Genomic DNA, 25,514 nt, shown 5'->3' on the forward strand with positions numbered 1-25,514 from the left:
GCGTTGAATGATATGCAGAAAACAAATGCAGTACCAGTAACTATATTATGTATAGCACCCATACTCATCTTATTTACAGTTATACTTTCTATTTTGTATGGGGCGAAAAGTATTGATGCTGAAACGGTGTGGAACGCGTTATTTCATTTTGATTCAAGTGATGTAAATCATAATATTATTATTACTTCACGTTTACCAAGGGTAGTTGCAGCTCTTTTAGTTGGAGCATTTCTAGCCATATCAGGAGCACTTATGCAGGGGATGACAAGAAACTATCTTGCATCCCCTTCTATTATGGGTGTGACGGATGGGGCAGCTTTTGTTATTACACTTTGTATGATTTTTCTTCCGGGAATGTCATCGATTGGTATGGTTGTATGTTCAATGATTGGTTCTGCATTAGGAGCCGGTATCGTATTTGGTTTTGGTTCGCTCCTTCAAAATGGTTTATCGCCAGTTCGGTTAGCGATTATTGGGACAGTTATTGGAACATTTTTAAGCAGTGTGTCTGCTGCAATGGCTTCATACTTCCAAATTTCTCAAAATGTTAGTTTTTGGTTTAATGCAAAATTAGACCAAGTAGACCCTAATATCATTAAAATTACGATACCGTTTGGGATAATTGGAATAGTTTTAGCGCTGTTAATATCAAAATCTATTACGATTCTTTCTTTAGGAGAAGAAGTTTCTATTAACCTAGGGCAGCGTACAAAACTAGTTAAAGCGATGGCTATTTTATCAGTTATCTTTTTAACAGGAACGGCAGTTGCTTTAGTGGGGAAAGTTGGTTTTGTAGGTTTAATTATTCCGCACATTACTCGCTTTATAATTGGGGTAGATTATAAGTGGATTTTGCCATGCGCAGGCGTTATTGGCGGCGTTTTTCTAGCGTTATGTGATATTTTAAGTAGGTTTGTAAACTATCCATTTGAAACACCGATTGGAGTCGTTACCTCCTTAATTGGAATTCCTTTCTTCCTTTATTTAATCCGTACAAGAGGAGGAGAGAGACATGCTTAAAAGTTCAAGTCAACGTTTTGGAATGACGATGGGGATTAGTATATTTTTAATACTATGTGCTATTTATATTAGTTTAACGAATGGTACGTTTGATATTACGATTACAGATGTATGTAAAACACTCCTTAGAATAGATCCAGTACCAGACCATGATTTAGTTATTTTTGAGTTTCGTCTCCCGCGCATCATAATTGCGGGATTAGTAGGGGTAGGTCTCGGTGTTGCAGGTGCTGTTATTCAAGGAATTACGAGAAATGGATTGGCAGACCCAGGTATTTTAGGAGTTAATGCAGGAGCAGGAACAGCAATCGTCATTTTTATGTTTTTCTTCCAAGGGCAATTAAAAAGCACAGACTGGGTTTCTATTATGATGATGCCAATGTTTGGTTTAGTAGGCGGATTAGGTGCAGCTATCATCATTTATCTGTTTTCTTGGAAAAATGGTAAGTTAGATTCGCAGCGTCTTTTATTAACAGGGATTGCGATTGGATCAGGATTTGGAGCCTTTTCTATGTATTTATCACTCAAAATGAAGTCAACCGATTTCGAGATGGCTGCAGTTTGGGTGTCAGGCAGTATATATAGTGCAAACTGGAAGTATATTATTGCAATGTTACCGTGGCTTATCATACTGATTCCACTTATACAAAAGAAAGCTTATTTATTAGATTTATTTCAATTGGAAGAAACGAGTATTACAAGTTTAGGTGTTTCAGTAGAAAGAGAGAAATCAATTTTACTACTAAGTAGTATCGGACTTGTAAGCGCATGTGTTGCAGTTTCAGGAAGTATTGGTTTCATCGGATTAATGGCACCGCATATAGCGAAAAGACTTGTCGGTATTCAGCATAAGCATATCATTCCTACGTGCGGAGTAATTGGAATGTTTCTTGTAATTGCTTCAGACTTTATCGCAAAAACAGTTTTCACACCTGTAGAGTTACCAGTTGGAATCGTTATTTCTATTGTCGGTGTACCTTATTTCTTATATTTACTTTATAAGGCGAAAGCGTAAGAGGAGGAATAAAAGTGAGTATTTTAAGTGCGAAAAATTTAGAAACAAGTTATGAAAAGCTTACAGTGTTTCGCGATTTAAATGTGGAAATACAAGAAGGAAAAGTAACGACAATTATAGGACCAAACGGGTGCGGTAAATCGACACTGTTAAAAACGATGGGAAGAATTTTAAAGCAAAAGAGTGGTAAAGTATATTTGCAAGGACAGGATTTACATACAATTCCAACGAAAGAAATTGCGAAGCAGTTAGCTCTACTTCCGCAAACTCCAATTGCACCAGGAGAGCTTAAGGTAGAAGAATTAATTTCTTATGGACGTTATCCACATCGAAATAATGTAAATAAGTTAACTTCAAAAGATAAAGAGATGATTGACTGGGCATTAGATATAACGAAAACTTCTGCATTTCGAACGAGACAAATTGCAAATCTATCAGGTGGTCAACGACAAAAGGTATGGCTAGCGATGGCTTTGGCACAAGAGACAGAAGTGTTGTTATTAGATGAGCCAACTACATATCTTGATATGTCTCATCAATTAGATGTATTACAAATTGTGGAGAAATTAAATAAAGACCATAATTGTACGGTCGTTATGGTATTACATGATATTAACCATGCAGCAAGGTTTTCAGATGAAATTATTGCAATGAAGGAAGGAGAAATCGTTACAACTGGTAGCCCAGAAGAAATCATTACAAATGAAGTGTTAAAAGAAGTATTTCATATTGATGCGCGTGTCATGATTGATCCGTATAATGGGTCTCCTGTTTGCTTCGGTTATGATAGCGTTGTATTTCAAGAAGAAAAAGTAGAAATATATGTAACGAGTTAAGAAGGGGGGATATAAGATGAACACTACGATTGAAAAACAGCAGATTGTAACATCTAATACTGAACAGTGGAACATGTATTCAAAATTAGATGGTAAGGAATATCAAATTCATATTTCAAAGCCGAGGCAACCAGCACTGGATTCAGGATATCCTGTCATTTACGTATTAGATGGTAATGCCTTTTTTCAAACATTCCATGAAGCGGTTAAAATACAATCAGTTAGAGCGGAAAAAACAGGTGTTTCACCAGCCATTATAGTAGGTATTGGTTATCCAATCGAAGGGGCATTTTCAGGTGAAGAAAGATGTTATGATTTTACGCCTAGCGTAATTTCAAAAGATGCGGCTTTAAAACCAGATGGTAAACCTTGGCCTAAAACAGGAGGAGCACATCATTTCTTTACTTTTATTGAAGAAGAATTAAAGCCGCAAATTGAAAAGAATTTTGAAATTGATAAAGGAAAGCAAACACTATTTGGGCATTCTTTAGGTGGACTATTTGCTTTACATATATTATTTACAAACATAAATGCCTTTCAAAATTATTTTATTAGTAGTCCATCTATTTGGTGGAATAACCAATCTGTGCTTGAAAAAGAAGGGAATCTTATAAATGAATTAAACAAGGCAAAGGTTAAAACAGGAGTATTTCTTACAGTTGGTTCACTTGAACGAGAGCATATGGTTGTAGGGGCAAACGAATTATCAGAGCGCCTTTTCAAAGTAAAACACGATCAGTTTCGATTTACGTTTTATGAGGCGGAAGGGGAGAACCATGCATCTGTTGTACCGACTTCTTTAAGTAAAGGATTGAGGTTTGTTAGTCACATATAGAAGAGGGAAAAGGTGAGCGATTGCTTACCTTTTTTTCATTATTGTTTAAAAGCAACGTATCCATCAATTAAAAAGCTAGTGAGAAAGCGAGTAATTTAATATAAACGAGAAACATTCAAATAAACATTTGAATGTTTCTCGTTTATAAGGTATACTACATACATAATCAAATATATATTTGAATAAGAGGTGTTACATATGAGTGAAGAGTATTGTGAACTTTGTTATCATGATGAGCAAAAAGTAAAACATGCAAGTGATATGCTAGAGAAAGAGAATATAAGTAGTGTAGCGAAGATGTTTAAGGCACTTGCAGATGAAACACGTTTAAAAATTGCTTATGCGTTGTATACAGAAAAGGAACTTTGCGTACGTGATGTCGCAAGTATTATTCATAGTAGTATTGCAACAGCTTCACATCACTTAAGACTATTACAAACGATAGGATTGGCGAAAAAGCGTAAAGAGGGGAAACTTGTTTTTTATTCATTAGATGACTCTCACGTAAATGGATTAATTGAATTAGCGTTTAGTCATAGTAGTGAAATAAACAAAAAAGAACTAAATATGTAACAATGCATTTTCATAAAGATACTTCTTTATGAAAATGCAACTTTCAAAGGAGAGGAGATAATAAGTATGGTTAAACTTGTATTAATAAGACATGGACAAAGTGAATGGAATGTTGAAAATCGGTTTACAGGTTGGACAGATGTTGATTTATCAATGAAAGGTATGAAAGAAGCAAGAGAAGCTGGAATAATGCTGAAAGCTAATGGTTTCTCGTTTGATATCGCATATACATCTGTTTTGAGAAGAGCGATGCGTACTTTATGGATTACTCTCGAAGAAATGGATTTGATGTGGATACCTGTTCATAAAACATGGAAATTAAATGAGCGACATTACGGTGCGCTTCAAGGATTAAATAAGGAAGAAACAGCGAGAAAATATGGCGATGAACAAGTAACATTATGGAGACGTTCAACAAATGTACGCCCACCAGCACTTACAAAAGATGACGAAAGATATGAAGCAGCACATCCGAAATATAGAGATGTAAAAGATTATGAGTTTCCTCTTACAGAAGATCTAGAAGATACAGAAAAACGAGTTGTTTCCTATTGGAATGAAGAGATAGCTCCTAACGTAAAAGCTGGTAAACAAGTAATTATAGCAGCACACGGCAATACAATACGTGCTTTAGTAAAACATTTAGATCAAATTTCAGATAAAGATATAGAAAATGTGAACATTCCAACAGGAACACCATTGGTTTATGAATTAGATAGCGATTTAAAACCGATATGCTATTATTATTTAACTAGAGAAATAGAAACTTTAGAAGGAAGTTTGGTATAAATATACCCTACCTATGTATTGTATATTTATATCGGAGGTGATTTATAGTGTTATATTATACGGTTGTAAATAAAAAGAATTGTGAGGCATGTGGACTATGTATTTCTATAGCACCTGATATATATCAGGTAGACGGAAGAGGAAAATCATTTGGTGTATTAGATAATAACCAAGGAATAATGGGTATTCCAAAAACTTTCTTGCAAGCAATGTTGGCGGCAAGTGACGGCTGTCCAACAAGTTCGATTCAAATAAGAAAAGAGCCATTTGTAAATAAAATAAAAATTTAATAGTGGAATTATGAAAGACAAACAAAATTAAAAGGAGGCATTTATATGGGACATCATCACGGTCACCAACATCATGGGCATGCTCACGGGCATTCCCATGGCCATCATCATTTTGAGGAAAGTAGGAAAGGTAACAGAAAAGGATTAATTACAGCCTTAGTGATTACAGCAACTATCATGTTCCTTGAATTTTTCGGGGGACTAGTTACAAATAGTTTGGCCTTATTATCTGATTCAGGACATATGTTAAGCGATACAAGTTCCTTATTATTAAGTTTAATTGCTATTGGATTAGCAGCTAGAACGGTTACTTCTAAAAAAACGTATGGATATTATCGTTTTGAGATTTTGGCGGCATTAATTAATGGAATTACGTTATTTGTTGTAGCAGGGCTTATCGTATGGGAAGCAATTGGTCGGTTTTTTGAACCACCAACTGTTTCAAGTGGTCCAATGATGTTAATCGCATCAATTGGTTTACTAGCAAATTTAATTAGTGCATGGGCACTGATGAGACAAGGTGATGTGAAAAGTAATGTAAATTTACGTAGCGCGTATTTACATGTTCTTGGAGATGCTTTAGGATCAGTGGGAGCATTAGTAGTTGGGGTACTTATGTCGTTATTCTCATGGTATATAGCAGATCCAATTATTTCAGTAGTTGTTGCTTTATTAATTTTAAAGAGCGCGTGGGGAGTAACAAAACATTCCATTCATATACTTATGGAGGGTACACCCGTTGCAATTGAACTAGAGAAAGTGAAGCAAGCGATTAAAGGAGTAGAAGGTGTACGTGATTTACATGATCTTCATATTTGGACAATTACATCTGGATTAGACGCATTAAGCGTCCATGTAATGATTGATAAAAAACAGGATGATCAAGAAGTACTTCAAAATATTATTGATATGTTAAAACAAGAGTTTCATATTGAACATGCTACCATTCAAATTGAAACACTTACTATTAAACATAATGAAATGATCGTCTAATTAAATGTAAGCAAAAGGCTATGGGGAAATTCTCCATAGCCTTTTGTTTGCGTAAGTAGAATTGTCCTTTTTGAAAGTTTTGTTTCAATTTTTCGTCTAAAGAGACAAAAAGTTGTCACAATTCGTTCACAATTAGCATAAACATAAAATAGACGAAATGAACTTATTTCCGAAAAGGCTTGGTTCATTCCAATTATGATTCGTAGAGCTGAAAAAGCACGGATGAAAAGTTCACTATATTCTCAAGGAGGTAGATCGTATGAAAACTATTCTCGCTATCGCTGGACTTATTTGGGTTTTATCGCATGGTATCCCAATTTATGAAGGAGAACAAATTCGCAGTGCTCTAAATAAAAATTTTAATGAATATCATATCATTGATCGGCAAGATAATGTTGTGACAGTTCGTGTAAATGACTGTTTTCATACGGTAACCGTTGAAGGAACTTCAGTAGTGAATGATACAAAAGTATGTGATCAGCAATAATTATATATAGGAAGAAAAAGTCTCAATTTACATGTGTGAAGATTGAGGCTTTTATATTTGGGAATGAATAATAAGCGGGGATGGACAACCCTCGCTTATTATTGTTTTTTGAAAAAAGGAAAGGGTATAATGAAAATTAAGACTGAGAAGCTAACAATGTGTTAAGAATAATCATAAAGTGGAAATATACTCATATGGGGTATCATGCATAGATATTTAATGCTATAATTGGTATACTCGTAAAAGTAATTGTTTTATTGGATGAAGAGAAACTTTAAGAAGGTGATAATATGGGGCATAAAGAGCATGAAGCAGTAACACATAGATCAGAAAAAGAAAAAGAGCAAATTATAAATAGATTGAAGAGAATTGAAGGGCAAGTTCGGGGTATTCAAAATATGATTGAAAATGATCGGTATTGCGTGGATATTTTAGTGCAAATTTCAGCGATTAATGCAGCGATGAAAAAAGTAGGAATGGGTGTATTAAAAAACCATACGAGTCATTGTGTTTCAGGTGCAATTAAAAATGGTAATGGTGACGAAGCAATCGAAGAATTAATGACAGTATTTGAACGTTTTTCAAAAGCGTAAAAACAAGCTAGTGTGTAACTAGCTTGTTTTTTGTTTATCCTTGTATTGGTGTGAAAAAGTGTGTGTAAAATAAACTTTTAGAAAATAATTGAAAAATCATGATAAAAAACCATTGATTACCTTAGGGGGGTATGGTAAGATGTAACTGTGATTAACAAACAATGAATAAACAAGAGGAGGATTTTAAATGGAACAGTTAACATTACAAGTTGAAGGTATGTCTTGTGGACATTGTGTAAATGCTATCGAAAGCAGTGTGAAAGAGCTAAACGGTGTTGAACAAGTGAAAGTTCAATTAGCAGAAGGAACTGTTGAAGTTACTATCGACTCGTCAGTTGTAACATTAAAAGATATCGTTGCTGTAATCGAAGATCAAGGATACGATGTTCAATAATTATTTTTAGATATGGAAATAAATCGTACTTTATAGGAAGTACGATTTATTTTGCTAATAATTATACCTCATAAGGGTATATAGAGGTGAGAGACATGAATGAACAAAAAGAGGCCAATCTTCAAATATCAGGAATGACATGTGCCGCATGTGCAAATAGAATTGAAAAAGGCCTAAAAAAAGTAGAAGGTGTTCATGATGCAAATGTAAATTTTGCACTTGAAAAAACGAAAATAATGTATGATCCCCAAAAAACAAATCCGCAACAGTTTAAGCAAAAAGTTGAATCGTTAGGATATGGAATTGTAAGTGATAAAGCTGAATTTACTGTTTCAGGAATGACATGCGCAGCATGTGCCAATAGAGTAGAAAAGCGTTTAAATAAGTTAGAAGGTGTGAACGGGGCGACAGTAAATTTCGCTTTGGAATCAGCTACAGTAGATTTTAATCCTGATGAAATTAATGTAAATGAAATGAAGAGTGCAATTACGAAATTAGGATATAAATTGGAAGTGAAATCAGATGAGCAAGATGGATCAACTGATCATCGCTTACAAGAAATTGAGCGACAAAAGAAGAAGTTTATTATTTCGTTTATTTTATCATTCCCGTTACTGTGGGCAATGGTAAGTCACTTCTCATTTACATCGTTTATTTATTTACCTGATATGCTTATGAACCCTTGGGTGCAGCTAGCTCTTGCAACGCCAGTTCAATTTATCATTGGTGGACAGTTTTATGTTGGGGCTTATAAAGCGTTACGTAATAAAAGTGCTAACATGGATGTTCTTGTGGCACTTGGAACGTCGGCCGCCTATTTCTATAGTGTATATTTAAGCATTCAATCTATCGGTTCTTCGGAACACATGACAGATTTATATTTTGAAACGAGCGCGGTACTTATTACACTAATTATTTTAGGTAAATTATTTGAAGCAAAAGCAAAGGGACGTTCATCAGAAGCAATTAAAAAGTTGATGGGTTTACAAGCAAAGACAGCTACAGTTGTGCGAGATGGAACAGAAATGAAAATTTTAATCGAAGAAGTAGTAGCTGGTGATATCGTTTATGTAAAGCCTGGTGAAAAAATTCCGGTAGATGGTGAGATTGTAGAAGGAAAGTCAGCAATAGATGAATCGATGTTAACAGGTGAAAGTATTCCAGTTGATAAAACAATTGGGGATGTAGTAATCGGTTCTACAATGAATAAAAATGGATTTTTAAAAGTGAAAGCAACTAAGGTAGGAAGAGATACTGCATTAGCTCAAATTATTAAAGTAGTAGAAGAGGCTCAAGGTTCAAAAGCTCCTATTCAAAGGGTAGCAGATCAAATTTCAGGTATTTTCGTACCGGTTGTAGTTGTGATTGCTATTATTACATTTGCAGTGTGGATGATATTTGTTACACCAGGTGATTTTGGCGGAGCACTTGAGAAAATGATAGCAGTACTTGTTATCGCTTGTCCATGTGCATTAGGTCTTGCGACACCTACATCTATTATGGCTGGATCAGGAAGATCAGCTGAGTATGGTATTTTATTTAAAGGCGGAGAGCATTTAGAAGCAACGCATCGATTGGATACAGTTATTCTAGATAAAACAGGTACTGTGACAAATGGAAAGCCAGTGTTAACGGATGTAATTGTCGCAGATGGATTCCATGAAGAAGAAATGCTACGTTTAGTAGGTGCGGCAGAAAAAAATTCTGAACACCCACTTGCAGAAGCGATTGTAGAAGGAATTAAAGAAAAGAAAATTGATATTCCAAGTTCAGAAACGTTTGAAGCGATTCCTGGATTCGGTATTGAATCAGTCGTAGAAGGGAAACAATTATTAATTGGTACACGCCGATTAATGAAGAAATTCAATATTGATATTGAAGAAGTTTCTAAATCGATGGAAGAGTTAGAACGAGAAGGTAAAACAGCAATGCTTATTGCAATTAATAAAGAATATGCTGGTATAGTGGCTGTTGCAGATACTGTAAAAGATACTTCAAAAGCAGCTATTACAAGGCTTAAGAAAATGGGTCTAGACGTTGTGATGATTACAGGAGATAATACGCAAACTGCTCAGGCGATTGCGGGGCAAGTTGGTATTGAACACGTAATTGCAGAAGTATTACCAGAAGGAAAAGCAGAAGAAGTGAAAAAACTTCAAGCGCAAGGTAAGAAAGTAGCGATGGTTGGAGATGGAATAAATGATGCTCCAGCACTTGCTACGGCGGATATCGGTATGGCAATTGGAACAGGAACGGATGTAGCGATGGAAGCGGCAGATATTACGTTAATTCGTGGCGATTTAAATAGTATTGCTGATGCAATCTTTATGAGTAAGATGACGATAAGAAATATTAAGCAAAATTTATTCTGGGCACTAGCTTATAATGGCTTAGGAATCCCGATTGCAGCGCTTGGTTTCTTAGCGCCTTGGGTTGCAGGAGCAGCGATGGCATTTAGTTCTGTATCGGTCGTATTAAATGCATTACGATTGCAAAGAGTGAAGTTAAAATAATAAAACTTTAAATCTATAGAGTAATTGCATATGCTTTTAAACAAAAAACAATACTTTGAAACAAGTATTGTTTTTTGTTTATATAGAAAGAAAAAAGATATAATAAAGCAGAAATATTGAATACTAGATGGTAGAAAAGTTAAATGATAGTGTAGTAAGGAGGTTCATATATGTTAAAAGATATGATCATTAGAACATTCCATAAAGAGGATTTAGAACAAGTATTACAGTTGTTCTATGAAACAGTTCATACAATTAATGCAAAAGATTATAACGTGTTACAGCTACAGGCATGGGCACCAGATCAACTAGATAGGGAAAGCTGGTTAAAGTCTTTAGAAAAGAATATTAGTTATGTAGCGGATTATAACGGTATGATAGTCGGATTTGGGGATTATAATGAGGATCATTACGTAGATCGTTTATTTACACATAAAGATTATCAAAGGAAAAGGATAGCTTCATACATACTACAAAAGTTAGAACAAGAAGCAGTGAACTTGGGGCATAGGGGGATTTATACAGAAGCAAGTATTACAGCAAAACCCTTTTTTGAAAGTAAAGGCTTTATTTGCATAAAGGAACAAAAGAAAGAGCATAATGGTCAGATTTTTATTAATTATGTAATGAAAAAAATAGCCCTCTCGTAAACGAGAAAGCTATTTTTCATTATTTTACAGCTTCTTTTAGTTCTTTACCAGCTTTGAAAGCAGGTACTTTAGAAGCTGCGATTTGCATTTCTTCACCAGTTTGTGGGTTACGGCCTGTACGAGCAGCTCTTTCGCGAACTTCGAATGTACCGAATCCGATAAGTTGTACTTTTTCACCAGCAGCTAAAGTGTTAGTGATTGATTCTACTACAGTTTGTACAACTACAGTAGCTTCTTTTTGAGAAATCTCAGCATTTTGTGCTACGTTTTTGATTAATTCTGTTTTGTTCATGTTTTTCACCTCATATGTAAATAATGCTATTTAAGTTGTTATTATAACGTATAAAACATTCGAGAACAAGTGTACGCACATATATTCATAAAAAAAATGGAATTTGTAATATTTTTCAGGATTGCTGTATAGTCGTTCCATTTAAGCGGATACAGATTTTTTCTTTAATTCCGTTTGTTCTTTAGTAGAAGGTAGTTTCTTATTATAAGATATGAAATAAGGTAACGCTACAAATAACATACCTCCTACTAAGTTTCCGAAGAAAACAAAAATGAAGTTTGGAAAATATTCAAACCAAGTTAAATGACCTGCAAAAATTATAGCTGGGATGACAAACATATTGGCTACAACGTGTTGAAATCCAATTGCAACAAAAGTCATAACTGGGAACCAAATGCCGATAATCTTTCCGATAAATTCTTTACTTCCCATACTAAGCCAAACAGCTAAACAAACGAGCCAATTACATCCGATTGCAGAAATGAAGGCTTGTAGTGGTGTATCTTGTAGTTTAGCTTGCGCAATAGAAACTGTTTTTGCTAAAAAAGCTCCCTCTGTTAATCCGACGATATGACCGAAAAAATAAGCAACGAATACAGCACCTATGAAATTGCTCAATGTAACAATAATTAAATTTCGTATGAAATAAAATAAAGTAATTTTCTTTTGAAGCCAGGCCATGGAAACTGTCATCATGTTACCAGTTACTAGTTCACCGCCTGCAAGAATAACGAGAATAAGACCGATAGGGAATACAGCAGCGCCTAGAAAACTAGTAAATGATCCCCAAGCCTTTGGCATTGTTCCAATAACATGAATATCGAGTAAATACCCTAATGCTATGAAAGCACCGCCAAAAAAACCGAGAATTAGCATAGGGAGTAATGATAAATGAGCTTTTTTTCTTCCGGAATTAGCAGCAAGTTCCGTAATTTCTTCTGGTGTAAATACAGACATGAATAATCTCTCCTTAATAAAATGATAAAAGAATAAATGGAACATTTTTAAGAATCTATGTATTATAAAAATATGTTATGACTTCTGTATAAATTTGTCAAAGTGAGCAGGGCTGGAATTAAATATAACTAACATTGTTCGTGTTGTCACATTCATGTAACAATAAGGTTTTAAAGTACTTCTAGAGGTGAGAACATGAATACGTATCACGTAAAAGAAGAACAAAAAAAATCAATCGTCAAGGTATCTATAATCAGTTTTGTAAGTGTAGTAATGATTTCTATAAGTTTGTATTTCTATGCGACAGAAATAGAACGAAAACTAGTAACAGTTACGTGGAATGAAATAGAATCTTCTACAATTCCTAAAGAGTTTCATAATAAAAAAATATTGCAGTTCTCAGATGTACATTTAGGGCCAGAATTCACACTGAAACAATTAGAAAATTTGGTGGAGAAGATAAATGCATTAAGTCCGGATGTAGTAGTTTTCACAGGGGATTTAATAGATAAGTTTGGATCGTATAAAGCCGAAAGAGAAGAAGCGAAAGGGATTTTACAAAAAATACATGCACCCTTAGGGAAATATGCAGTGTTTGGGAATCATGATAGAGGCGGCGGAGGTAGTTTATTTTATAAAAAATATATGGAGGAAGCTGGTTTCGCTGTGTTAGTCAATGAAGTGCAGAAAATTAAAGCGGAAAACGGCAAATATATTACAATATCAGGTTTGGATGATTTTTTATTAGGTAAGCCGCAAATAGACTCAACTTTAAAACATGTAAGGCAACAAGATTTCAATATGTTATTAGTACATGAGCCGGATGTTGTAGACAAAGTAGCACGTTACCCAGTTGATTTTCAAATGTCAGGCCATAGTCACGGAGGACAAGTTCAAATTCCTTTTATCGGTCCATTCATTACGACAAAACTAGCTGAGAGTCATGTTGAAGGTATGTATGAAGTAGAGGGGAAGAGTAAGCCGTTATATTTATATGTAAATCGTGGTATTGGGACAACCCGAATGCCTGTTAGATTTTGGAGTGTACCTGAACTTTCAGTATTTATATTGAAGCAAAAGAGTAACTAATGTATTCAATTCCACATCATCATTCTCAATTTGATTTTGATGAACGAGCGATGTTAATTGGTGGTAAATAAAAAACAACAATAGGTCATATAAAACCTATTGTTGTTTTCATTATTTTTGCAAGGGAATCGTATCGAAATATGTTCTATAGTTACTAGAGAATTCAAAGTTGTTTTTTGCATCCCAATTAATAGACCAAGACATTAGGCCGCGGAATGCAGGATAGCCACTCTCATTTGAAAGTTTATACTTTCCTCCGAAAGGAATTCCCTTAATGATATAATCTAAAGCTTTTTTCATTTCAGTTGGAGAAATATACCCACCACTTGGAGCGGCCGCTGGTGCTGCAGGAAGTCCAATCATTACTTGATCCGAACGAAGAGCTGGGAACATGTTATTTGCATTACCACCTACAGGAAAACCATGTAAGAGCATATCTGCCATAGCGACCTCGTAGTCTGCAGTACCTTGATTGTAGTTATTACCGTCCATTCCAACCCCGCTGCCAGCGTTGTAGTGTTGAACGTGAATGTATGTCAGTTTGTCTTTCACTCCGTAAATAATCGGTAAATATGCACCCCAGATGCTTCCGTATGCACTATAACCGCCTTGAACATAAGCTGTTTCAGGAGCCATGCTTAATAGAAAGTCGGGACCGTAATGATCTGAGATTGTTCGAATAGCCGAAATAAGATTTACGATTTGAGGAGTAGTTGGGTTTTTGAAATTAGTGTCATTTCCGTTTAAGTAAATACCTGATTCAAGGTCAATATCTATTCCATCAAAACCGTATTTATCAATGAGAGATTGTATGGAATTAATAAAGCGTTGCTTAGCGGCATTGTCAGGAAGTAAAACGACTCCATTTTGTCCACCAATTGAAAGAACTACTTTTTTTCCTTTACTCTTTAAATAAGAAATATCTGATTTGAATTCTGCATCTGTACCATACACAGGAGAAAATTCAACAGTAGAACGATCACCACCAGTTTCCCCGAAAGATACATTAATTACATCCCATTTTGGTGAAACGTCTCTTAATTTAATAATGCCAGTACCGTTATCAAAGTTATGCCAGTATCCAACGAGTAGTTTTGATCCTAAATTGTTTGCTGCTTGTGCTTGAAAGGGGGCTAGTGGTAGCAGTAAAAAAATGAATAACGTACAACAAATGAATTTGAACTTGTTTAACATATCAACACTCCTATACAAAAAGTTGTCTAGATGTATAATCTTGTTTATTTGATGATATCTGAAAATTCGTTCTTTCGTAAGGTAGCTATAATTTTCTCAACAATTGTATATGGAAAATTATTAAACCTAATGTAATAATTTTTATAGGAGCTTGCATTACAATTGTTAAATTCAGAATATTTTGATATATTTTAAAGTGTAGGCAAGGTTTTCACATAATACTCTTACATAAATTTCAAAATTACGTTTGGAAGGGGATGTATAAGAGTTGGATAAAAATCTTAAGAAAGACCTCAAAATACGCCACATTACAATGATCTCAATTGGCGGCGTAATAGGAGCTGGTTTGTTTGTTGGAAGTGGGGCAGTTGTGCATTCAGCAGGGCCAGGTTCTATCGTTTCATATGCATTAGCAGGACTTCTAGTCGTTTTCGTTATGAGAATGCTTGGGGAAATGGCAGCTATTAACCCGACAAGTGGGTCATTTGCAACATATGCAAGAGAAGCAATTGGTCCATGGGCCGGTTATACAATTGGGTGGCTATATTGGTTTTTCTGGGTAATTGTTATTGCGATAGAAGCCACAGCAGGTGCTGGTATTATTCAATACTGGATTCCAGAAATCCCACTTTGGTTATTAAGCCTAATATTAACGATTTTATTAACATTGACGAATGTTTTTTCGGTGAAATCATTTGGAGAGTTTGAATATTGGTTTTCTTTTATTAAAGTAATAAGTATTATTTTGTTCCTTTGTCTTGGACTAGCTGTTATTTTAGGATTTGTACCAGGAACGGAAGCACCTGGCACTTCGAATTTAGTAGGACAAGGAGGATTTATGCCAAACGGTATAAGTTCGGTGCTACTTGGAATTACTGTCGTTATATTTTCATTTATGGGATCTGAGATTGTTGCAGTAGCTGCTGGAGAATCTGCTGAACCTGTAAAAGCAGTAAAAACAGCAACAAATAGTGTAATTTGGCGTATTCTCGTATTTTTCATTGGATCGATTGCTGTAGTTGTTACACTTCTTCCATGGAATTCAGCGAACATATTAAAAAGTCCGTTTGTAGCGGTACTGGAACATATAGGGATACCAGCGGCAGCACAAATTATGAATTTTATCGTTTTAACAGCTGTACTTTCTTGTTTAAATTCTGGTTTATATACGAACTCAAGAATGCTTTTTTCAATGGCAGAAAGAGGAGATGCTCCAAAGGCATTTTTGAAATTGAATAGTAGTGGTGTTCCAGTTCGGGCCGTTTTATTCGGAACGTTCTTCGCTTATATTGGAGTTGTTTTTAGTTATATATCTCCAGATAAAGTCTTTTTATTTTTAGTCAATGCATCTGGCGGAATTGCGTTACTCGTTTATCTCGTTATAGCTGTTTCGCATTTAAAGATCCGTAAAAAAATGGGGAAAGTAGAACAACAAAATTTGAAAGTGAAAATGTGGTTTTTCCCGTATGTAACGTATGTTACAATTGCCGCTATTATAGCTGTTTTAGTTGCGATGCTTGCAATTGAATCTTTACGTTCACAAGCACTTTTGACGATGCTTGTTACTGTTCTTATAATACTTTCTTATTTTATTTTTAATAGAAATAAAAATAGTACAGTATCGAATACTACAAGTAAGAATGAGGAATCTGTGCGATTCTAATTTCTTGTTTTCGAAGAGAGTTACACCCAATCATTGCTATAAAAGAATCATATATAATCATAAAAATGAGTAATTACTATTGTCATAGTGAATATAAACTTTTTTCTTGACTTTTTATGCGAAGGCGAGCAAAATGATAAAAAAGGAAGGGGGGATGACGATGGAAGAGTACGTATTAGAGCTGTATAACCTGCTATATACGACAGAATGGCAAGATATTGTTTCGTTTCTAGGAATCGTATTTTGTATGAAAATTGTAATTGTATATATGGAAGAGCAAGGTATGTTCTATTCCTTCTCATCCCCGTTCGATATGCAACGCGAGCCGTTGCTGAACTATGCCAAGGTAAATTACGAACAATTTCCTTTTGTATTTTTCTTTATGATTCGATTTATTACAGCAATTGTAAAGAAAAAGGAAAGTGACGATGAAGAGTGCCACTCAACTTGTAATATAGCGAATGTTCTTTAAGCTAAATACAAGGAGGAGATTTATATGTGGTTTCGATTTCTTATGATTGGTTTCTTTTCATTAACAGCAATTTCTTTAATGGGATATCAAGTGTCTGAAATTTTTCAAGCATATAGCGATACATTTTTTAACAAAAACTAATCGCATTGCTATTTGAATAATAAAGCGATAAAATCCTTCTTAAGAAGTTTTATTAAGAAGGATTTTTTCTTTGTTTTGTCTTGCTGTGTCAAACTATTGTCACATTTACACTGTGAATAGTATGTTAAAATAGTGAGGTTACGTATACATATTTGAAGGAAGAGGGAGTGACCATTTTGGTGGATCAATCAACAAATCAGAAAAGCTATGCTCCTATTGTGATAACGCTTTCTGTAATTGTAAATGCGATTATTTTATTTTTGTTCTTTGGACCTGTTGGCTATGAAGGAGAAGTACATTTTGATGTAACGATTTTACCAATGTTAAACGCAATTTTTAATAGCTTTACGTTCGTATTTTTATTAGCAGCGTTATTCTCTATTATTAAGAAGAATGTGAAAATGCATCGTGGCTTCATCCTAGCAGCATTTACAACGACGTTGCTATTTTGTGTTTCTTATTTATCGTATCATTACTTGGCGCCAGCAACACATTTTGGTGGCGAAGGATTCATTAAATATGTGTATTTCATCATTTTAATTACACATATTATCCTTGCAGCAATTATCGTACCACTTGCATTGTTTGCACTTGTATTTGGTTTTACAAATCAATTAACACGTCATCGTAAAATTGTACGTTGGACGATGCCGATTTGGTTATATGTAAGTTTATCTGGTGTTATTGTTTACTTAATGATCTCACCTTATTATCAATAAAAAATCTCAGCCTATAGGCTGGGATTTTTTTGTTAGGCAAATGTTTTTGTAAAATGAAAAAAATATGGTATACAAAAGTATAGTTGCTTTTCATATAGAAGGGATGGTAAAGGGATATGCAAAATTTTGTATTTCGTAATCCAACGAAACTTATTTTCGGTAAAGGTCAATTAGAGCAATTGAAAACTGAAATTCCACAGTTCGGTAAAAAAGTTCTTCTCGTATACGGGGGAGGCAGCATTAAAAGAAACGGTATTTATGATAATGTAATTTCTATTTTAAAGGAAATAAATGCAGAAGTATTTGAATTGACAGGTGTTGAACCGAATCCACGTGTATCAACTGTAAAGAAAGGGATTCAAATTTGTAAAGATAATGGTGTTGAATTTATTTTAGCAGTTGGTGGAGGTAGTGTAATCGACTGTACGAAGGCAATTGCAGCTGGTAGTAAGTACGATGGAGATGTGTGGGATATTGTAACGAAAAAAACATTTGCCAGTGAGGCATTACCATTTGGTACTGTGCTTACTCTTGCGGCAACAGGATCTGAAATGAATGCTGGTTCTGTCATTACAAACTGGGAAACGAATGAAAAATATGGCTGGGGTAGCCCAGTTACCTTCCCTCAGTTTTCAATTTTAGATCCAGCTCATACTGCGTCTGTACCGAGGGATCAAACAATTTACGGTATGGTAGATATTATGTCACACGTATTAGAACAATATTTCCATCATGGAACAAATACAGAATTACAAGATCGTTATTGTGAATCTGTTTTAAAAACAGTCATTGAGACAGCTCCTAAGCTTTTAAATGATCTAGAAAATTATGAGCATAGAGAAACGATTTTATACTGCGGTACTATGGCGCTAAACGGTATTTTAGCGATGGGAGTAAAAGGAGACTGGGCAACACACAATATTGAGCACGCGGTTTCAGCGGTTCATGATATACCACACGGAGGTGGCCTTGCGATTTTATTCCCGAACTGGATGAAGCATGTTGTAGATGAAAATGTAAGTCGTTTTAAACAGTTCGCTATTCGTGTATTCGATGTAGAAACAGATGGAAAGACTGATCGAGAAATTGCGTTAGAAGGAATTGAGGCGTTACGTCAATTTTGGACTTCAATTGAAGCACCAGTAACGTTATCTGATTATGCTATTGGAGAAAATGAAATTGATGTAATGGTGGATAAAGCGATGGCTTATGGCGAATTTGGTAACTTTAAAAAATTAAATAAAGACGATGTTTTAAGCATATATAAAGCTTCCTTATAAGTGAAGCGAGTAAAGGAACCCATTTGATATAACAATCCAATGGGTTTCTTTTTTGTTGTTTATAACTGTTTGTGATTGTTTTTGGTTATTTGTGAATGTTTATGGTTGATTTTTGTGATCGTTTTCATTATACTGTAATCAAAGAAGAGGTGAATAAAATGTTAACTCCTGAACGTCATCAAATGATATTGCAACTTGTAAAAGAGCAGAAGGTTGTTAAATTACAACAATTAGTGGAAAGAACAGAAAGCTCTGAATCAACAATTCGTCGTGATTTAGCGCAATTGGAAAAACAACGGTTATTAAAAAGAGTTCACGGTGGTGCAGCTGTTTTAACAGGAAAAGGACAGGAGCCGACGATGGTTGAAAAATCATCCAAAAACATTCAAATAAAACAACAAATTGCGAAGTATGCGGCTAACGTTGTGGAACAAGGTGATTGCATTTATTTAGATGCAGGAAGTACAACATTTGAAATGATTCCATTTTTAATAAATAAGGATGTTACCGTTGTTACGAATGGACTTATGCATATTGAAGCTTTAGTTGAAAATCATATTCGTGCATATTTACTAGGCGGAATGATGAAGAGTAGGACGAAAGCTTTAATCGGTGCAATGGCGCAGGAAAGCATGCAAAAGTATCGTTTTGATAAATGTTTTTTAGGAGCGAATGGTGTACATGAACAGCTTGGTTTTACAACACCAGATCCAGAAGAGGCACTTTTAAAGCAAATGGCATTAACATTAGCAAATGAAGGATATTTCTTAATTGATGAAAGTAAGTTTTCGGAAGTTGCGTTTGCGAAAATTGCCAATGTGGAAGAGGCGAATATTATTACAAACCATTTAGAAATTGATTTAGAAAAATATAAAAGACAAACCAATGTAATTGAGGCTGATAAACAATGATCTATACAGTAACTTTAAACCCATCTATTGATTATATAGTACAAGTTAATTCCTTAGAGTTAGGCGCAGTAAATCGAGCGGAAAAAGATATGAAGTTTCCTGGAGGGAAAGGGATTAATGTTTCTCGCGTTCTTCATCGTTTAGGTGTGGAAAATGTAGCGCTAGGATTTACTGGTGGATTTACCGGTCGATTTATTAAAGATGTATTACAGACGGAAGGTGTAATAACAAACTTCATCCAAGTAAATGAAGATACTCGAATTAATGTGAAAATAAAAGGGCAAGAAGAAACAGAATTAAATGGGCAAGGACCTAGTGTGACTAAGGAACAATTTGAACAATTAATGAAACAAATTGAAAGTATGCAAAAGGGAGATTGTGTTGTACTAGCTGGAAGTGTACCAGCGTCTATCCCAACTACTTTTTATGAATCAATCGCAGCGTTCGGAGCTGAAAAAGGCATTCGTGTAGTAGTAGATGCAAGTGGTAGTGCGCTGCAGCATGTAGTTAAAAATAAACCATTTTTAATAAAGCCTAATCATCATGAACTTGGTGAGTTATTCGGAGTAGAGATTTCCACAGTAGAAGATGTTTTACCATATGGAAGAAAATTAGTTGAACAAGGTGTAGAGCACGTTATCGTATCAATGGCCGGAGATGGAGCTTTATTATTTACGGCAGAAGGTATATATGAAGCAACTATTCCAAAAGGCGTTGTAATTAATTCGGTTGGGGCTGGAGATTCTCTCGTTGCGGGATTTGTAGGAAGATATGAACAGACAAAAGATATTGAAAAGGCATTTCAATATGGCGTTGCAACAGGGAGTGCAACAGCATTTTCAGCCGATTTATGTGAAAAGGAAAAAGTAGAAGAATTATTGTCGCAAGTAATTGTAACTAAGCGATAGGGGGAAGCAACATATGAAAATTACAGAACTATTAAAAAGGGATACAGTTATTATGAATTTGACAGCTTCAAATAAAGAAGCTGTCATAGATGAGTTAGTTGAGAAATTAAACGGGGCAAATCGTTTAAATAGCAAAGCTGAATTTAAAGAAGCTATTTTAAAAAGGGAGTCACAAAGTACAACCGGCATTGGTGAAGGGATTGCTATACCTCATGCGAAAACAAAAGCTGTTAAGCAACCAGCGATTTGTTTTGGTAGAAGTGTAAGCGGTATCAACTATGAATCGCTTGACGGACAACCTGCGCATTTATTTTTTATGATTGCTGCAAGTGAAGGGGCGAATAATACGCATTTAGAAACGTTATCACGCCTATCTACACTATTAATGGATGAAGGGTTTCGTAAGCAATTGTTAGAAGCGAAGGATGAAGAAGAACTTCTTCGTTTATTTGATGAAAAAGAAAATGAAAAAGAAGAAGAAGAGGTTGAAGTTGCAAAACCAGAAGGGAATGAACCGTACGTATTAGCTGTTACAGCTTGCCCGACTGGAATCGCTCACACATATATGGCTGCAGATAGCTTGAAAGCAAAAGCAGCAGAGCTAGGAATTGCAATTAAAGTTGAAACGAATGGATCAACAGGTATAAAAAACGGTTTAACGAAAGAGGATATTGAACGCGCAACAGCTATAATTGTTGCGGCAGATAAACAAGTAGAAATGAATCGTTTTGCTGGTAAACATGTTATTCAAGTGCCAGTCGCTGACGGGATTAGAAAAGCTGAAAAACTTCTTAATCGGGCTGTAAAACAAGATGCACCAATCTTTAAAGGTGTAAAAGAGGATGGAAAGGCAGAAAATACGGAGAAAGAAAATGGATTAGGAATTTATAAGCATTTAATGAACGGCGTAAGTAATATGCTTCCATTCGTTGTTGGTGGCGGGATTTTAATTGCGCTAGCGTTTTCGTTTGGTGGTATAAAAGCAGAAGGTCCTTTAGCTGAATTGTTCATGTCTATTGGAGGAGGGGGAACAGGGGCATTTTTATTCCTTGTACCAATTTTAGCAGGGTTTATTGCTAGTTCTATTGCTGATCGTCCTGGTTTTATGCCCGGTGTTGTCGGAGGATTTTTAGCGGCACATGCGAATGCTGGATTTTTAGGTGGATTAATTGCTGGTTTCTTAGCCGGATATGTTGTTTTAGGATTGAAAAAATTATTTTCAGGCCTACCAGTACAATTAGAAGGAATTAAACCTGTATTGTTATATCCGGTCTTTGGATTATTGATTACAGGAGTTGTTATGCAAAAAGTAGTAATTCCGCCTGTAGTAGCATTGAATGAAATGTTAACAGGATGGTTAAATGGTTTGAACGGTACAAATGCTATATTACTAGGTCTTATTTTAGGTGCGATGATGGCAATTGATATGGGTGGTCCAATTAATAAAGCAGCATTTACGTTTGGTATTGCTGCGATAGAAGCGAAGAACTTTGGGGTACATTCAGCGGTTATGGCTGGTGGTATGGTGCCACCGCTTGCAATTGCGTTAGCAACTACCTTCTTTAAATCGAAGTTTACAGAAGCGGAACGTAAGTCTGGTTTAACAAATTATATTATGGGGGCATCGTTTATTACAGAAGGTGCGATTCCGTTTGCAGCAGCAGATCCGGTTCGGGTAATTGTCAGTTGTGTTGTCGGTTCAAGTATTGCAGGTGCATTATCAATGTTATTCCAAATTACATTACCAGCACCGCATGGTGGATTGTTTGTTATCGCTTTAGTAAATAAACCAGTGTTATATATTTTATCGATATTGATAGGGGCAGTTGTTTCTGCTCTTATGATGGGAATTTGGAAAAAGAAAGTTAAATAATACGTGTAAAGGGAGTAGCTTTTATTAGCTGCTCCTTTTTATTACAAAAAAGGAGGTTGATAATTGGAGAATGATGAATTTTGGTAAAAGATGTAATGAAATATGATTTTTTTGTAACAAAAAAGTAATACTGTAATTTTTTCTGGAAAAAAATTCTGGTGCTTGTATGTGGAAAATATATGAAAACTATTGGGAATTCTATTGGAAATGTAATTCATTAATATGGAAATTTATGTTACAGCTCATTAATCGTATATTACGAATGGTTTGTAATTGTGTGTTTTCTAAAAATCTTAAAAATCCGTTGCTATAATAAAAATACGAAAACAAAGCAAATGGAGGCTATTCATGAAAAAATTATTAGGTATAGCAACGGCGGCAGTTTTTGGTCTTGGGATTTTTGCAGGTTCTGCGAAAGCGGAAACGATTGTAACAACAGACGTATTAAATGTTAGAGAAAACCCAACTGTAGAGTCTAAGCTTGTAGGTAAAATGTTAAGTGGAAATAAATTAGATGTTGTAAATACAGAAAACGGATGGACAAAAATTAAATTAAATGGTCAAGAAGCATTTGTAAGTGCTGAATTTACAAAAAGTACATATTATGTGACGGCGGGTGTGTTAAATGTTCGCGCTGGAGCGAATACTGACTCAGAAATTCTTGGAAAACTGAATAAAAATGATGTAATTGAAACGACAAATCAAGTTCAAAATGAATGGTTGCAATTTGACTATAATGGAAAAACAGGATATGTTCATGTGCCATTTTTAACAGGAACGGCACCAGTGATTGAAAAGAAAGAAGTTGCAACGAAAGAAGAAGCGCCGGAAAGAGTAAATACGCCGGTTAAAAGTAATAAAGTAGTTAAGAGTAAAGAATCTGTTAAGAATGTAGAATCAAGTAAACCTGTGGCAAAACAGCAGTCAACTACGAAACAAGTTGCGAAATCTAATGAAACAAGTGCACCGACTAGTGGACGTGAAATAACGGTAGAAGCGACAGCATATACAGCAGATCCGAGTGAAAATGGTTCGTATGGTGGTCGTGTATTAACTGCAATGGGGCATGACTTAACAGCGAATCCAAATATGAAAGTAATTGCTGTTGATCCTAAAGTAATTCCACTTGGATCAAAAGTATGGGTAGAAGGATATGGAGAAGCGATTGCTGGAGATACTGGTGGTGCGATTAAAGGAAATCGTATTGATGTTTTAGTTGGCTCAGATGGTAGTGCGAATAGCTGGGGGCGCAAATCTGTAAAAGTGAAAGTTATAGAGTAGTATATGTGTATTAATATAAAAGGCGGTTGCTTGAAAGTATGTAAGCAATCGCCTTTTATGGATTATTGAAAAGGATAAATAGTTTTACCTGTAATAATTTTATATGCGCTGCAAAATTGGTTTTGTATATACTCTGTATCTTTATTTTCTAGATGTAATGTTGTTTCTTGGAGAGCAGAATGAAAAGAACGTAGTAAACAATTTAAGGCGAAGTATAATTCTTCTTGTGAACAATTGTGTTCTTTTGTAGCAGTAGCTAAAATGAGGTCTTTTGTCAAAGATGAAAAATTGATAGTGGATTGTTTCATAGTTAACTCATCCTCTCGAAGGTATTTTTAATCATGTATATGCGGAATTGGACAAACTATGTTCTTTTTTATTTATAATTTCATGTACCGTAATGAAAGAACTTGCAATCATGCCGTTAAAATTGGTAAGATTGGATATAATCAATAGATGGAGTACATTACATAAAGAGAGTTGAATGATATGGGAGAAGTGCAACGTGAAAAAGTTGCTGTCATCATTGGACCAACTGCTGTTGGGAAGACGAAGTTAAGTATTGATCTTGCCAAAGCGTTAAATGGTGAAATTATAAGTGGAGATTCCATGCAGATTTATCGTACGATGGATATTGGAACCGCAAAGGTGACGAAAGAAGAGATGGACGGAATTCCACATTATATGGTTGATATAAAAAATCCAGAAGAATCATTTTCGGTTGCCGAATTTCAAGAACGTGTTCGTAAGCATATTCGCGAGATTACAGAGCGTGGTAAATTGCCGATTATCGTTGGTGGAACTGGTCTGTATATACAATCTGTTTTATTCGATTATCAGTTTACGGATGATGCTGGTGATGCTATATACCGAGAACAAATGGAAAAGTTAGCATTAGAACGTGGTGTGGAATATGTACATAAGAAATTACAGGAAGTAGACCCAGAAAGCGCTGAGCGTATTCATGCAAATAATGTACGCCGTGTCATTAGGGCGTTAGAAATTTTCCACACGACGGGTGAAAAAATGAGTGATCAACTTGAAAAACAAGAAAACGAGTTATTATACGATGTTTCCTTAATTGGCTTGACAATGGATCGTGAAATGCTATACGATCGCATTAACTTACGAGTTGATATAATGATGGACCAAGGTTTATTAGAAGAAGTAGAAGGGTTGTATAATCGAGGGATACGAGATTGTCAATCTATTCAAGCGATTGGGTATAAAGAGATATATGATTATTTTGAGGATCGTGTCTCTTTAGAAGAAGCGGTATCACAATTAAAGACGAATTCACGTCGTTATGCAAAACGTCAATTAACGTGGTTCCGTAATAAGATGGATGTCACATGGTTTGATGTTACAGACGGTGAAAAAACGTCAGAAATTTTACGATACATAGAAGGAAAGCTACAACTAAAGTCGAATAATAGTAAGTAGAGAAAAAGAGGAGGATTCGACATGAAGCAATCAATCAATATTCAAGATCAGTTTTTAAATCAACTCCGTAAAGAGAATACGTTTGTTACGCTGTACTTATTAAATGGTTTCCAGCTTCGTGGATTAATTAAAGGATTTGATAATTTTACAGTCCTACTGGAAACAGAAGGTAAGCAACAGCTTATTTATAAACACGCAATTTCTACATTTGTACCACAAAAAAATGTTTCAATTGAATTAGAATAGTAATGAATTATTGTACATAACAAAAAAAGAGCGAGTTTCTCGCTCTTTTTTTATTTG

General features: G+C 35.1%; 28 protein-coding genes. 24 read left to right on the forward strand and 4 right to left on the reverse strand.

Translation table 11 applies throughout. The features are described from left to right. Positions 1-12: 12 nt before the first annotated feature. From QCI47_RS09235 to QCI47_RS09295, 13 genes are all read left to right on the forward strand, one after another. Positions 13-1,020, forward strand: coding sequence for a FecCD family ABC transporter permease (locus QCI47_RS09235; protein WP_001173060.1), 1,008 nt, complete (start codon positions 13-15; stop codon positions 1,018-1,020). Then, positions 1,013-2,035 (forward strand): FecCD family ABC transporter permease, encoded by a 1,023-nt coding sequence (locus QCI47_RS09240; RefSeq protein ID WP_000920465.1) that lies wholly within the window; start codon positions 1,013-1,015, stop codon positions 2,033-2,035. The genes QCI47_RS09235 and QCI47_RS09240 overlap by 8 nt, the downstream gene beginning before the upstream one ends. A 14-nt stretch (positions 2,036-2,049) precedes the next feature. Continuing rightward, the gene (locus QCI47_RS09245) at positions 2,050-2,871 is read left to right on the forward strand and encodes an ABC transporter ATP-binding protein (protein WP_000025757.1); all 822 of its coding nucleotides are present in this window, start codon (positions 2,050-2,052) and stop codon (positions 2,869-2,871) included. A gap of 16 nt (positions 2,872-2,887) precedes the next feature. After that, entirely contained in the window at positions 2,888-3,706 is an 819-nt protein-coding gene (locus QCI47_RS09250) for an alpha/beta hydrolase (RefSeq protein WP_001098336.1), read from the forward strand. A gap of 198 nt (positions 3,707-3,904) precedes the next feature. Continuing rightward, the gene (locus QCI47_RS09255) at positions 3,905-4,279 is read left to right on the forward strand and encodes an ArsR/SmtB family transcription factor (RefSeq protein ID WP_061131629.1); all 375 of its coding nucleotides are present in this window, start codon (positions 3,905-3,907) and stop codon (positions 4,277-4,279) included. 66 nt (positions 4,280-4,345) lie between these two features. Next, the gene (gpmA, locus tag QCI47_RS09260) at positions 4,346-5,068 is read left to right on the forward strand and encodes a 2,3-diphosphoglycerate-dependent phosphoglycerate mutase (protein WP_000240140.1); all 723 of its coding nucleotides are present in this window, start codon (positions 4,346-4,348) and stop codon (positions 5,066-5,068) included. Positions 5,069-5,115: 47 nt separating this feature from the next. Continuing rightward, the gene (locus QCI47_RS09265; protein ID WP_000967685.1) at positions 5,116-5,358 is read left to right on the forward strand and encodes a ferredoxin; all 243 of its coding nucleotides are present in this window, start codon (positions 5,116-5,118) and stop codon (positions 5,356-5,358) included. A 45-nt stretch (positions 5,359-5,403) separates the two neighbouring features. Beyond that, entirely contained in the window at positions 5,404-6,351 is a 948-nt protein-coding gene (locus tag QCI47_RS09270; protein ID WP_309422527.1) for a cation diffusion facilitator family transporter, read from the forward strand. A 259-nt stretch (positions 6,352-6,610) separates the two neighbouring features. Next, positions 6,611-6,838, forward strand: coding sequence for a hypothetical protein (locus QCI47_RS09275; RefSeq protein WP_000849103.1), 228 nt, complete (start codon positions 6,611-6,613; stop codon positions 6,836-6,838). 290 nt (positions 6,839-7,128) lie between these two features. After that, a complete protein-coding gene (locus QCI47_RS09280; RefSeq protein WP_000509877.1) occupies positions 7,129-7,431 on the forward strand; it encodes a metal-sensing transcriptional repressor in 303 nt (100 codons plus the stop codon). 187 nt (positions 7,432-7,618) lie between these two features. Beyond that, positions 7,619-7,825 carry a copper chaperone CopZ gene (copZ, locus tag QCI47_RS09285; protein WP_000436976.1) on the forward strand — a complete coding sequence of 69 codons (207 nt, stop codon included), beginning with the start codon at positions 7,619-7,621 and terminating at the stop codon, positions 7,823-7,825. A gap of 95 nt (positions 7,826-7,920) precedes the next feature. Then, entirely contained in the window at positions 7,921-10,338 is a 2,418-nt protein-coding gene (locus tag QCI47_RS09290; protein ID WP_309422525.1) for a heavy metal translocating P-type ATPase, read from the forward strand. A gap of 170 nt (positions 10,339-10,508) precedes the next feature. Continuing rightward, positions 10,509-10,988 carry a GNAT family N-acetyltransferase gene (locus tag QCI47_RS09295; protein WP_000910300.1) on the forward strand — a complete coding sequence of 160 codons (480 nt, stop codon included), beginning with the start codon at positions 10,509-10,511 and terminating at the stop codon, positions 10,986-10,988. Between the two features lie 19 nt (positions 10,989-11,007). Here QCI47_RS09295 and QCI47_RS09300 read toward each other — a convergent pair whose 3' ends face one another. Together QCI47_RS09300 and QCI47_RS09305 are read right to left on the reverse strand one after the other, a co-directional pair. After that, positions 11,008-11,280, reverse strand: a complete 273-nt coding sequence (locus tag QCI47_RS09300) for an HU family DNA-binding protein (RefSeq protein WP_001043904.1) — start codon at positions 11,278-11,280, stop codon at positions 11,008-11,010. A 141-nt stretch (positions 11,281-11,421) separates the two neighbouring features. Then, on the reverse strand, positions 11,422-12,237 hold the full coding sequence (locus tag QCI47_RS09305) for a formate/nitrite transporter family protein (protein WP_000110527.1): 816 nt from the start codon (positions 12,235-12,237) through the stop codon (positions 11,422-11,424). A gap of 195 nt (positions 12,238-12,432) precedes the next feature. Between QCI47_RS09305 and QCI47_RS09310 the strand changes: the two genes are divergently transcribed. Then, the gene (locus tag QCI47_RS09310; protein WP_001099528.1) at positions 12,433-13,326 is read left to right on the forward strand and encodes a metallophosphoesterase; all 894 of its coding nucleotides are present in this window, start codon (positions 12,433-12,435) and stop codon (positions 13,324-13,326) included. Between the two features lie 111 nt (positions 13,327-13,437). On the opposite strand, the gene QCI47_RS09315 is transcribed toward QCI47_RS09310, so the two are convergent. Next, positions 13,438-14,520, reverse strand: a complete 1,083-nt coding sequence (locus QCI47_RS09315; protein ID WP_353811753.1) for a chitinase — start codon at positions 14,518-14,520, stop codon at positions 13,438-13,440. Positions 14,521-14,788: 268 nt separating this feature from the next. On the opposite strand from QCI47_RS09315, the gene gabP reads away from it, so the two are divergent. The 8 genes from gabP to entD all read left to right on the forward strand — a co-directional run bounded on the left by gabP (position 14,789) and on the right by entD (position 23,768). After that, positions 14,789-16,183 carry a GABA permease gene (gene gabP / locus QCI47_RS09320; RefSeq protein ID WP_000360117.1) on the forward strand — a complete coding sequence of 465 codons (1,395 nt, stop codon included), beginning with the start codon at positions 14,789-14,791 and terminating at the stop codon, positions 16,181-16,183. Between the two features lie 133 nt (positions 16,184-16,316). Next, positions 16,317-16,655, forward strand: a complete 339-nt coding sequence (locus QCI47_RS09325) for a hypothetical protein (RefSeq protein ID WP_002028298.1) — start codon at positions 16,317-16,319, stop codon at positions 16,653-16,655. Between the two features lie 317 nt (positions 16,656-16,972). Beyond that, complete coding sequence (locus QCI47_RS09330) at positions 16,973-17,515, forward strand: DUF420 domain-containing protein (protein WP_000228315.1); 543 nt, start codon at positions 16,973-16,975, stop codon at positions 17,513-17,515. A gap of 116 nt (positions 17,516-17,631) precedes the next feature. After that, a complete protein-coding gene (locus QCI47_RS09335; protein ID WP_309422520.1) occupies positions 17,632-18,795 on the forward strand; it encodes an iron-containing alcohol dehydrogenase in 1,164 nt (387 codons plus the stop codon). Between the two features lie 158 nt (positions 18,796-18,953). Continuing rightward, positions 18,954-19,706, forward strand: coding sequence for a DeoR/GlpR family DNA-binding transcription regulator (locus QCI47_RS09340; RefSeq protein ID WP_000957275.1), 753 nt, complete (start codon positions 18,954-18,956; stop codon positions 19,704-19,706). Further along, the gene (pfkB, locus tag QCI47_RS09345) at positions 19,703-20,614 is read left to right on the forward strand and encodes a 1-phosphofructokinase (RefSeq protein WP_048557671.1); all 912 of its coding nucleotides are present in this window, start codon (positions 19,703-19,705) and stop codon (positions 20,612-20,614) included. The genes QCI47_RS09340 and pfkB overlap by 4 nt, the downstream gene beginning before the upstream one ends. A 13-nt stretch (positions 20,615-20,627) precedes the next feature. Next, positions 20,628-22,487 carry a PTS fructose transporter subunit IIABC gene (locus tag QCI47_RS09350; RefSeq protein WP_309422518.1) on the forward strand — a complete coding sequence of 620 codons (1,860 nt, stop codon included), beginning with the start codon at positions 20,628-20,630 and terminating at the stop codon, positions 22,485-22,487. Between the two features lie 348 nt (positions 22,488-22,835). Further along, positions 22,836-23,768 carry a cell wall-binding protein EntD gene (gene entD / locus QCI47_RS09355; protein WP_000734633.1) on the forward strand — a complete coding sequence of 311 codons (933 nt, stop codon included), beginning with the start codon at positions 22,836-22,838 and terminating at the stop codon, positions 23,766-23,768. Positions 23,769-23,830: 62 nt separating this feature from the next. Here entD and QCI47_RS09360 read toward each other — a convergent pair whose 3' ends face one another. Beyond that, entirely contained in the window at positions 23,831-24,076 is a 246-nt protein-coding gene (locus tag QCI47_RS09360; protein ID WP_000814415.1) for a hypothetical protein, read from the reverse strand. A gap of 181 nt (positions 24,077-24,257) precedes the next feature. Here QCI47_RS09360 and miaA point away from each other — a divergent pair, with 181 nt between their 5' ends. Both miaA and hfq read left to right on the forward strand, forming a co-directional pair. Beyond that, positions 24,258-25,211, forward strand: coding sequence for a tRNA (adenosine(37)-N6)-dimethylallyltransferase MiaA (gene miaA / locus QCI47_RS09365; protein ID WP_000504941.1), 954 nt, complete (start codon positions 24,258-24,260; stop codon positions 25,209-25,211). A 21-nt stretch (positions 25,212-25,232) separates the two neighbouring features. Continuing rightward, on the forward strand, positions 25,233-25,457 hold the full coding sequence (gene hfq, locus QCI47_RS09370) for an RNA chaperone Hfq (protein WP_000813896.1): 225 nt from the start codon (positions 25,233-25,235) through the stop codon (positions 25,455-25,457). Positions 25,458-25,514 lie beyond the last annotated feature (57 nt).

Origin of the sequence: Bacillus cereus group sp. RP29 (genome assembly GCF_040459765.1) — a bacterium.
GTDB classification, from domain to species: domain Bacteria; phylum Bacillota; class Bacilli; order Bacillales; family Bacillaceae_G; genus Bacillus_A; species Bacillus_A paranthracis.

Excerpts from the sequence above, each read along its gene's own strand:
- QCI47_RS09235 (WP_001173060.1), top strand. The coding sequence starts at position 13 with ATGCAGAAAACAAATGCAGTACCAGTAACTATATTATGTATAGCACCC.
- QCI47_RS09240 (WP_000920465.1), top strand. The coding sequence starts at position 1,013 with ATGCTTAAAAGTTCAAGTCAACGTTTTGGAATGACGATGGGGATTAGT.
- QCI47_RS09250 (WP_001098336.1), top strand. The coding sequence starts at position 2,888 with ATGAACACTACGATTGAAAAACAGCAGATTGTAACATCTAATACTGAA.
- QCI47_RS09255 (WP_061131629.1), top strand. The coding sequence starts at position 3,905 with ATGAGTGAAGAGTATTGTGAACTTTGTTATCATGATGAGCAAAAAGTA.
- gpmA (WP_000240140.1), top strand. The coding sequence starts at position 4,346 with ATGGTTAAACTTGTATTAATAAGACATGGACAAAGTGAATGGAATGTT.
- QCI47_RS09270 (WP_309422527.1), top strand. The coding sequence starts at position 5,404 with ATGGGACATCATCACGGTCACCAACATCATGGGCATGCTCACGGGCAT.
- QCI47_RS09275 (WP_000849103.1), top strand. The coding sequence starts at position 6,611 with ATGAAAACTATTCTCGCTATCGCTGGACTTATTTGGGTTTTATCGCAT.
- QCI47_RS09280 (WP_000509877.1), top strand. The coding sequence starts at position 7,129 with ATGGGGCATAAAGAGCATGAAGCAGTAACACATAGATCAGAAAAAGAA.
- copZ (WP_000436976.1), top strand. The coding sequence starts at position 7,619 with ATGGAACAGTTAACATTACAAGTTGAAGGTATGTCTTGTGGACATTGT.
- QCI47_RS09290 (WP_309422525.1), top strand. The coding sequence starts at position 7,921 with ATGAATGAACAAAAAGAGGCCAATCTTCAAATATCAGGAATGACATGT.
- QCI47_RS09295 (WP_000910300.1), top strand. The coding sequence starts at position 10,509 with ATGTTAAAAGATATGATCATTAGAACATTCCATAAAGAGGATTTAGAA.
- QCI47_RS09300 (WP_001043904.1), bottom strand. The coding sequence starts at position 11,280 with ATGAACAAAACAGAATTAATCAAAAACGTAGCACAAAATGCTGAGATT.
- QCI47_RS09305 (WP_000110527.1), bottom strand. The coding sequence starts at position 12,237 with ATGTCTGTATTTACACCAGAAGAAATTACGGAACTTGCTGCTAATTCC.
- QCI47_RS09310 (WP_001099528.1), top strand. The coding sequence starts at position 12,433 with ATGAATACGTATCACGTAAAAGAAGAACAAAAAAAATCAATCGTCAAG.
- QCI47_RS09315 (WP_353811753.1), bottom strand. The coding sequence starts at position 14,520 with ATGTTAAACAAGTTCAAATTCATTTGTTGTACGTTATTCATTTTTTTA.
- QCI47_RS09325 (WP_002028298.1), top strand. The coding sequence starts at position 16,317 with ATGATAAAAAAGGAAGGGGGGATGACGATGGAAGAGTACGTATTAGAG.
- QCI47_RS09335 (WP_309422520.1), top strand. The coding sequence starts at position 17,632 with ATGCAAAATTTTGTATTTCGTAATCCAACGAAACTTATTTTCGGTAAA.
- QCI47_RS09340 (WP_000957275.1), top strand. The coding sequence starts at position 18,954 with ATGTTAACTCCTGAACGTCATCAAATGATATTGCAACTTGTAAAAGAG.
- pfkB (WP_048557671.1), top strand. The coding sequence starts at position 19,703 with ATGATCTATACAGTAACTTTAAACCCATCTATTGATTATATAGTACAA.
- QCI47_RS09350 (WP_309422518.1), top strand. The coding sequence starts at position 20,628 with ATGAAAATTACAGAACTATTAAAAAGGGATACAGTTATTATGAATTTG.
- entD (WP_000734633.1), top strand. The coding sequence starts at position 22,836 with ATGAAAAAATTATTAGGTATAGCAACGGCGGCAGTTTTTGGTCTTGGG.
- QCI47_RS09360 (WP_000814415.1), bottom strand. The coding sequence starts at position 24,076 with ATGAAACAATCCACTATCAATTTTTCATCTTTGACAAAAGACCTCATT.
- miaA (WP_000504941.1), top strand. The coding sequence starts at position 24,258 with ATGGGAGAAGTGCAACGTGAAAAAGTTGCTGTCATCATTGGACCAACT.
- hfq (WP_000813896.1), top strand. The coding sequence starts at position 25,233 with ATGAAGCAATCAATCAATATTCAAGATCAGTTTTTAAATCAACTCCGT.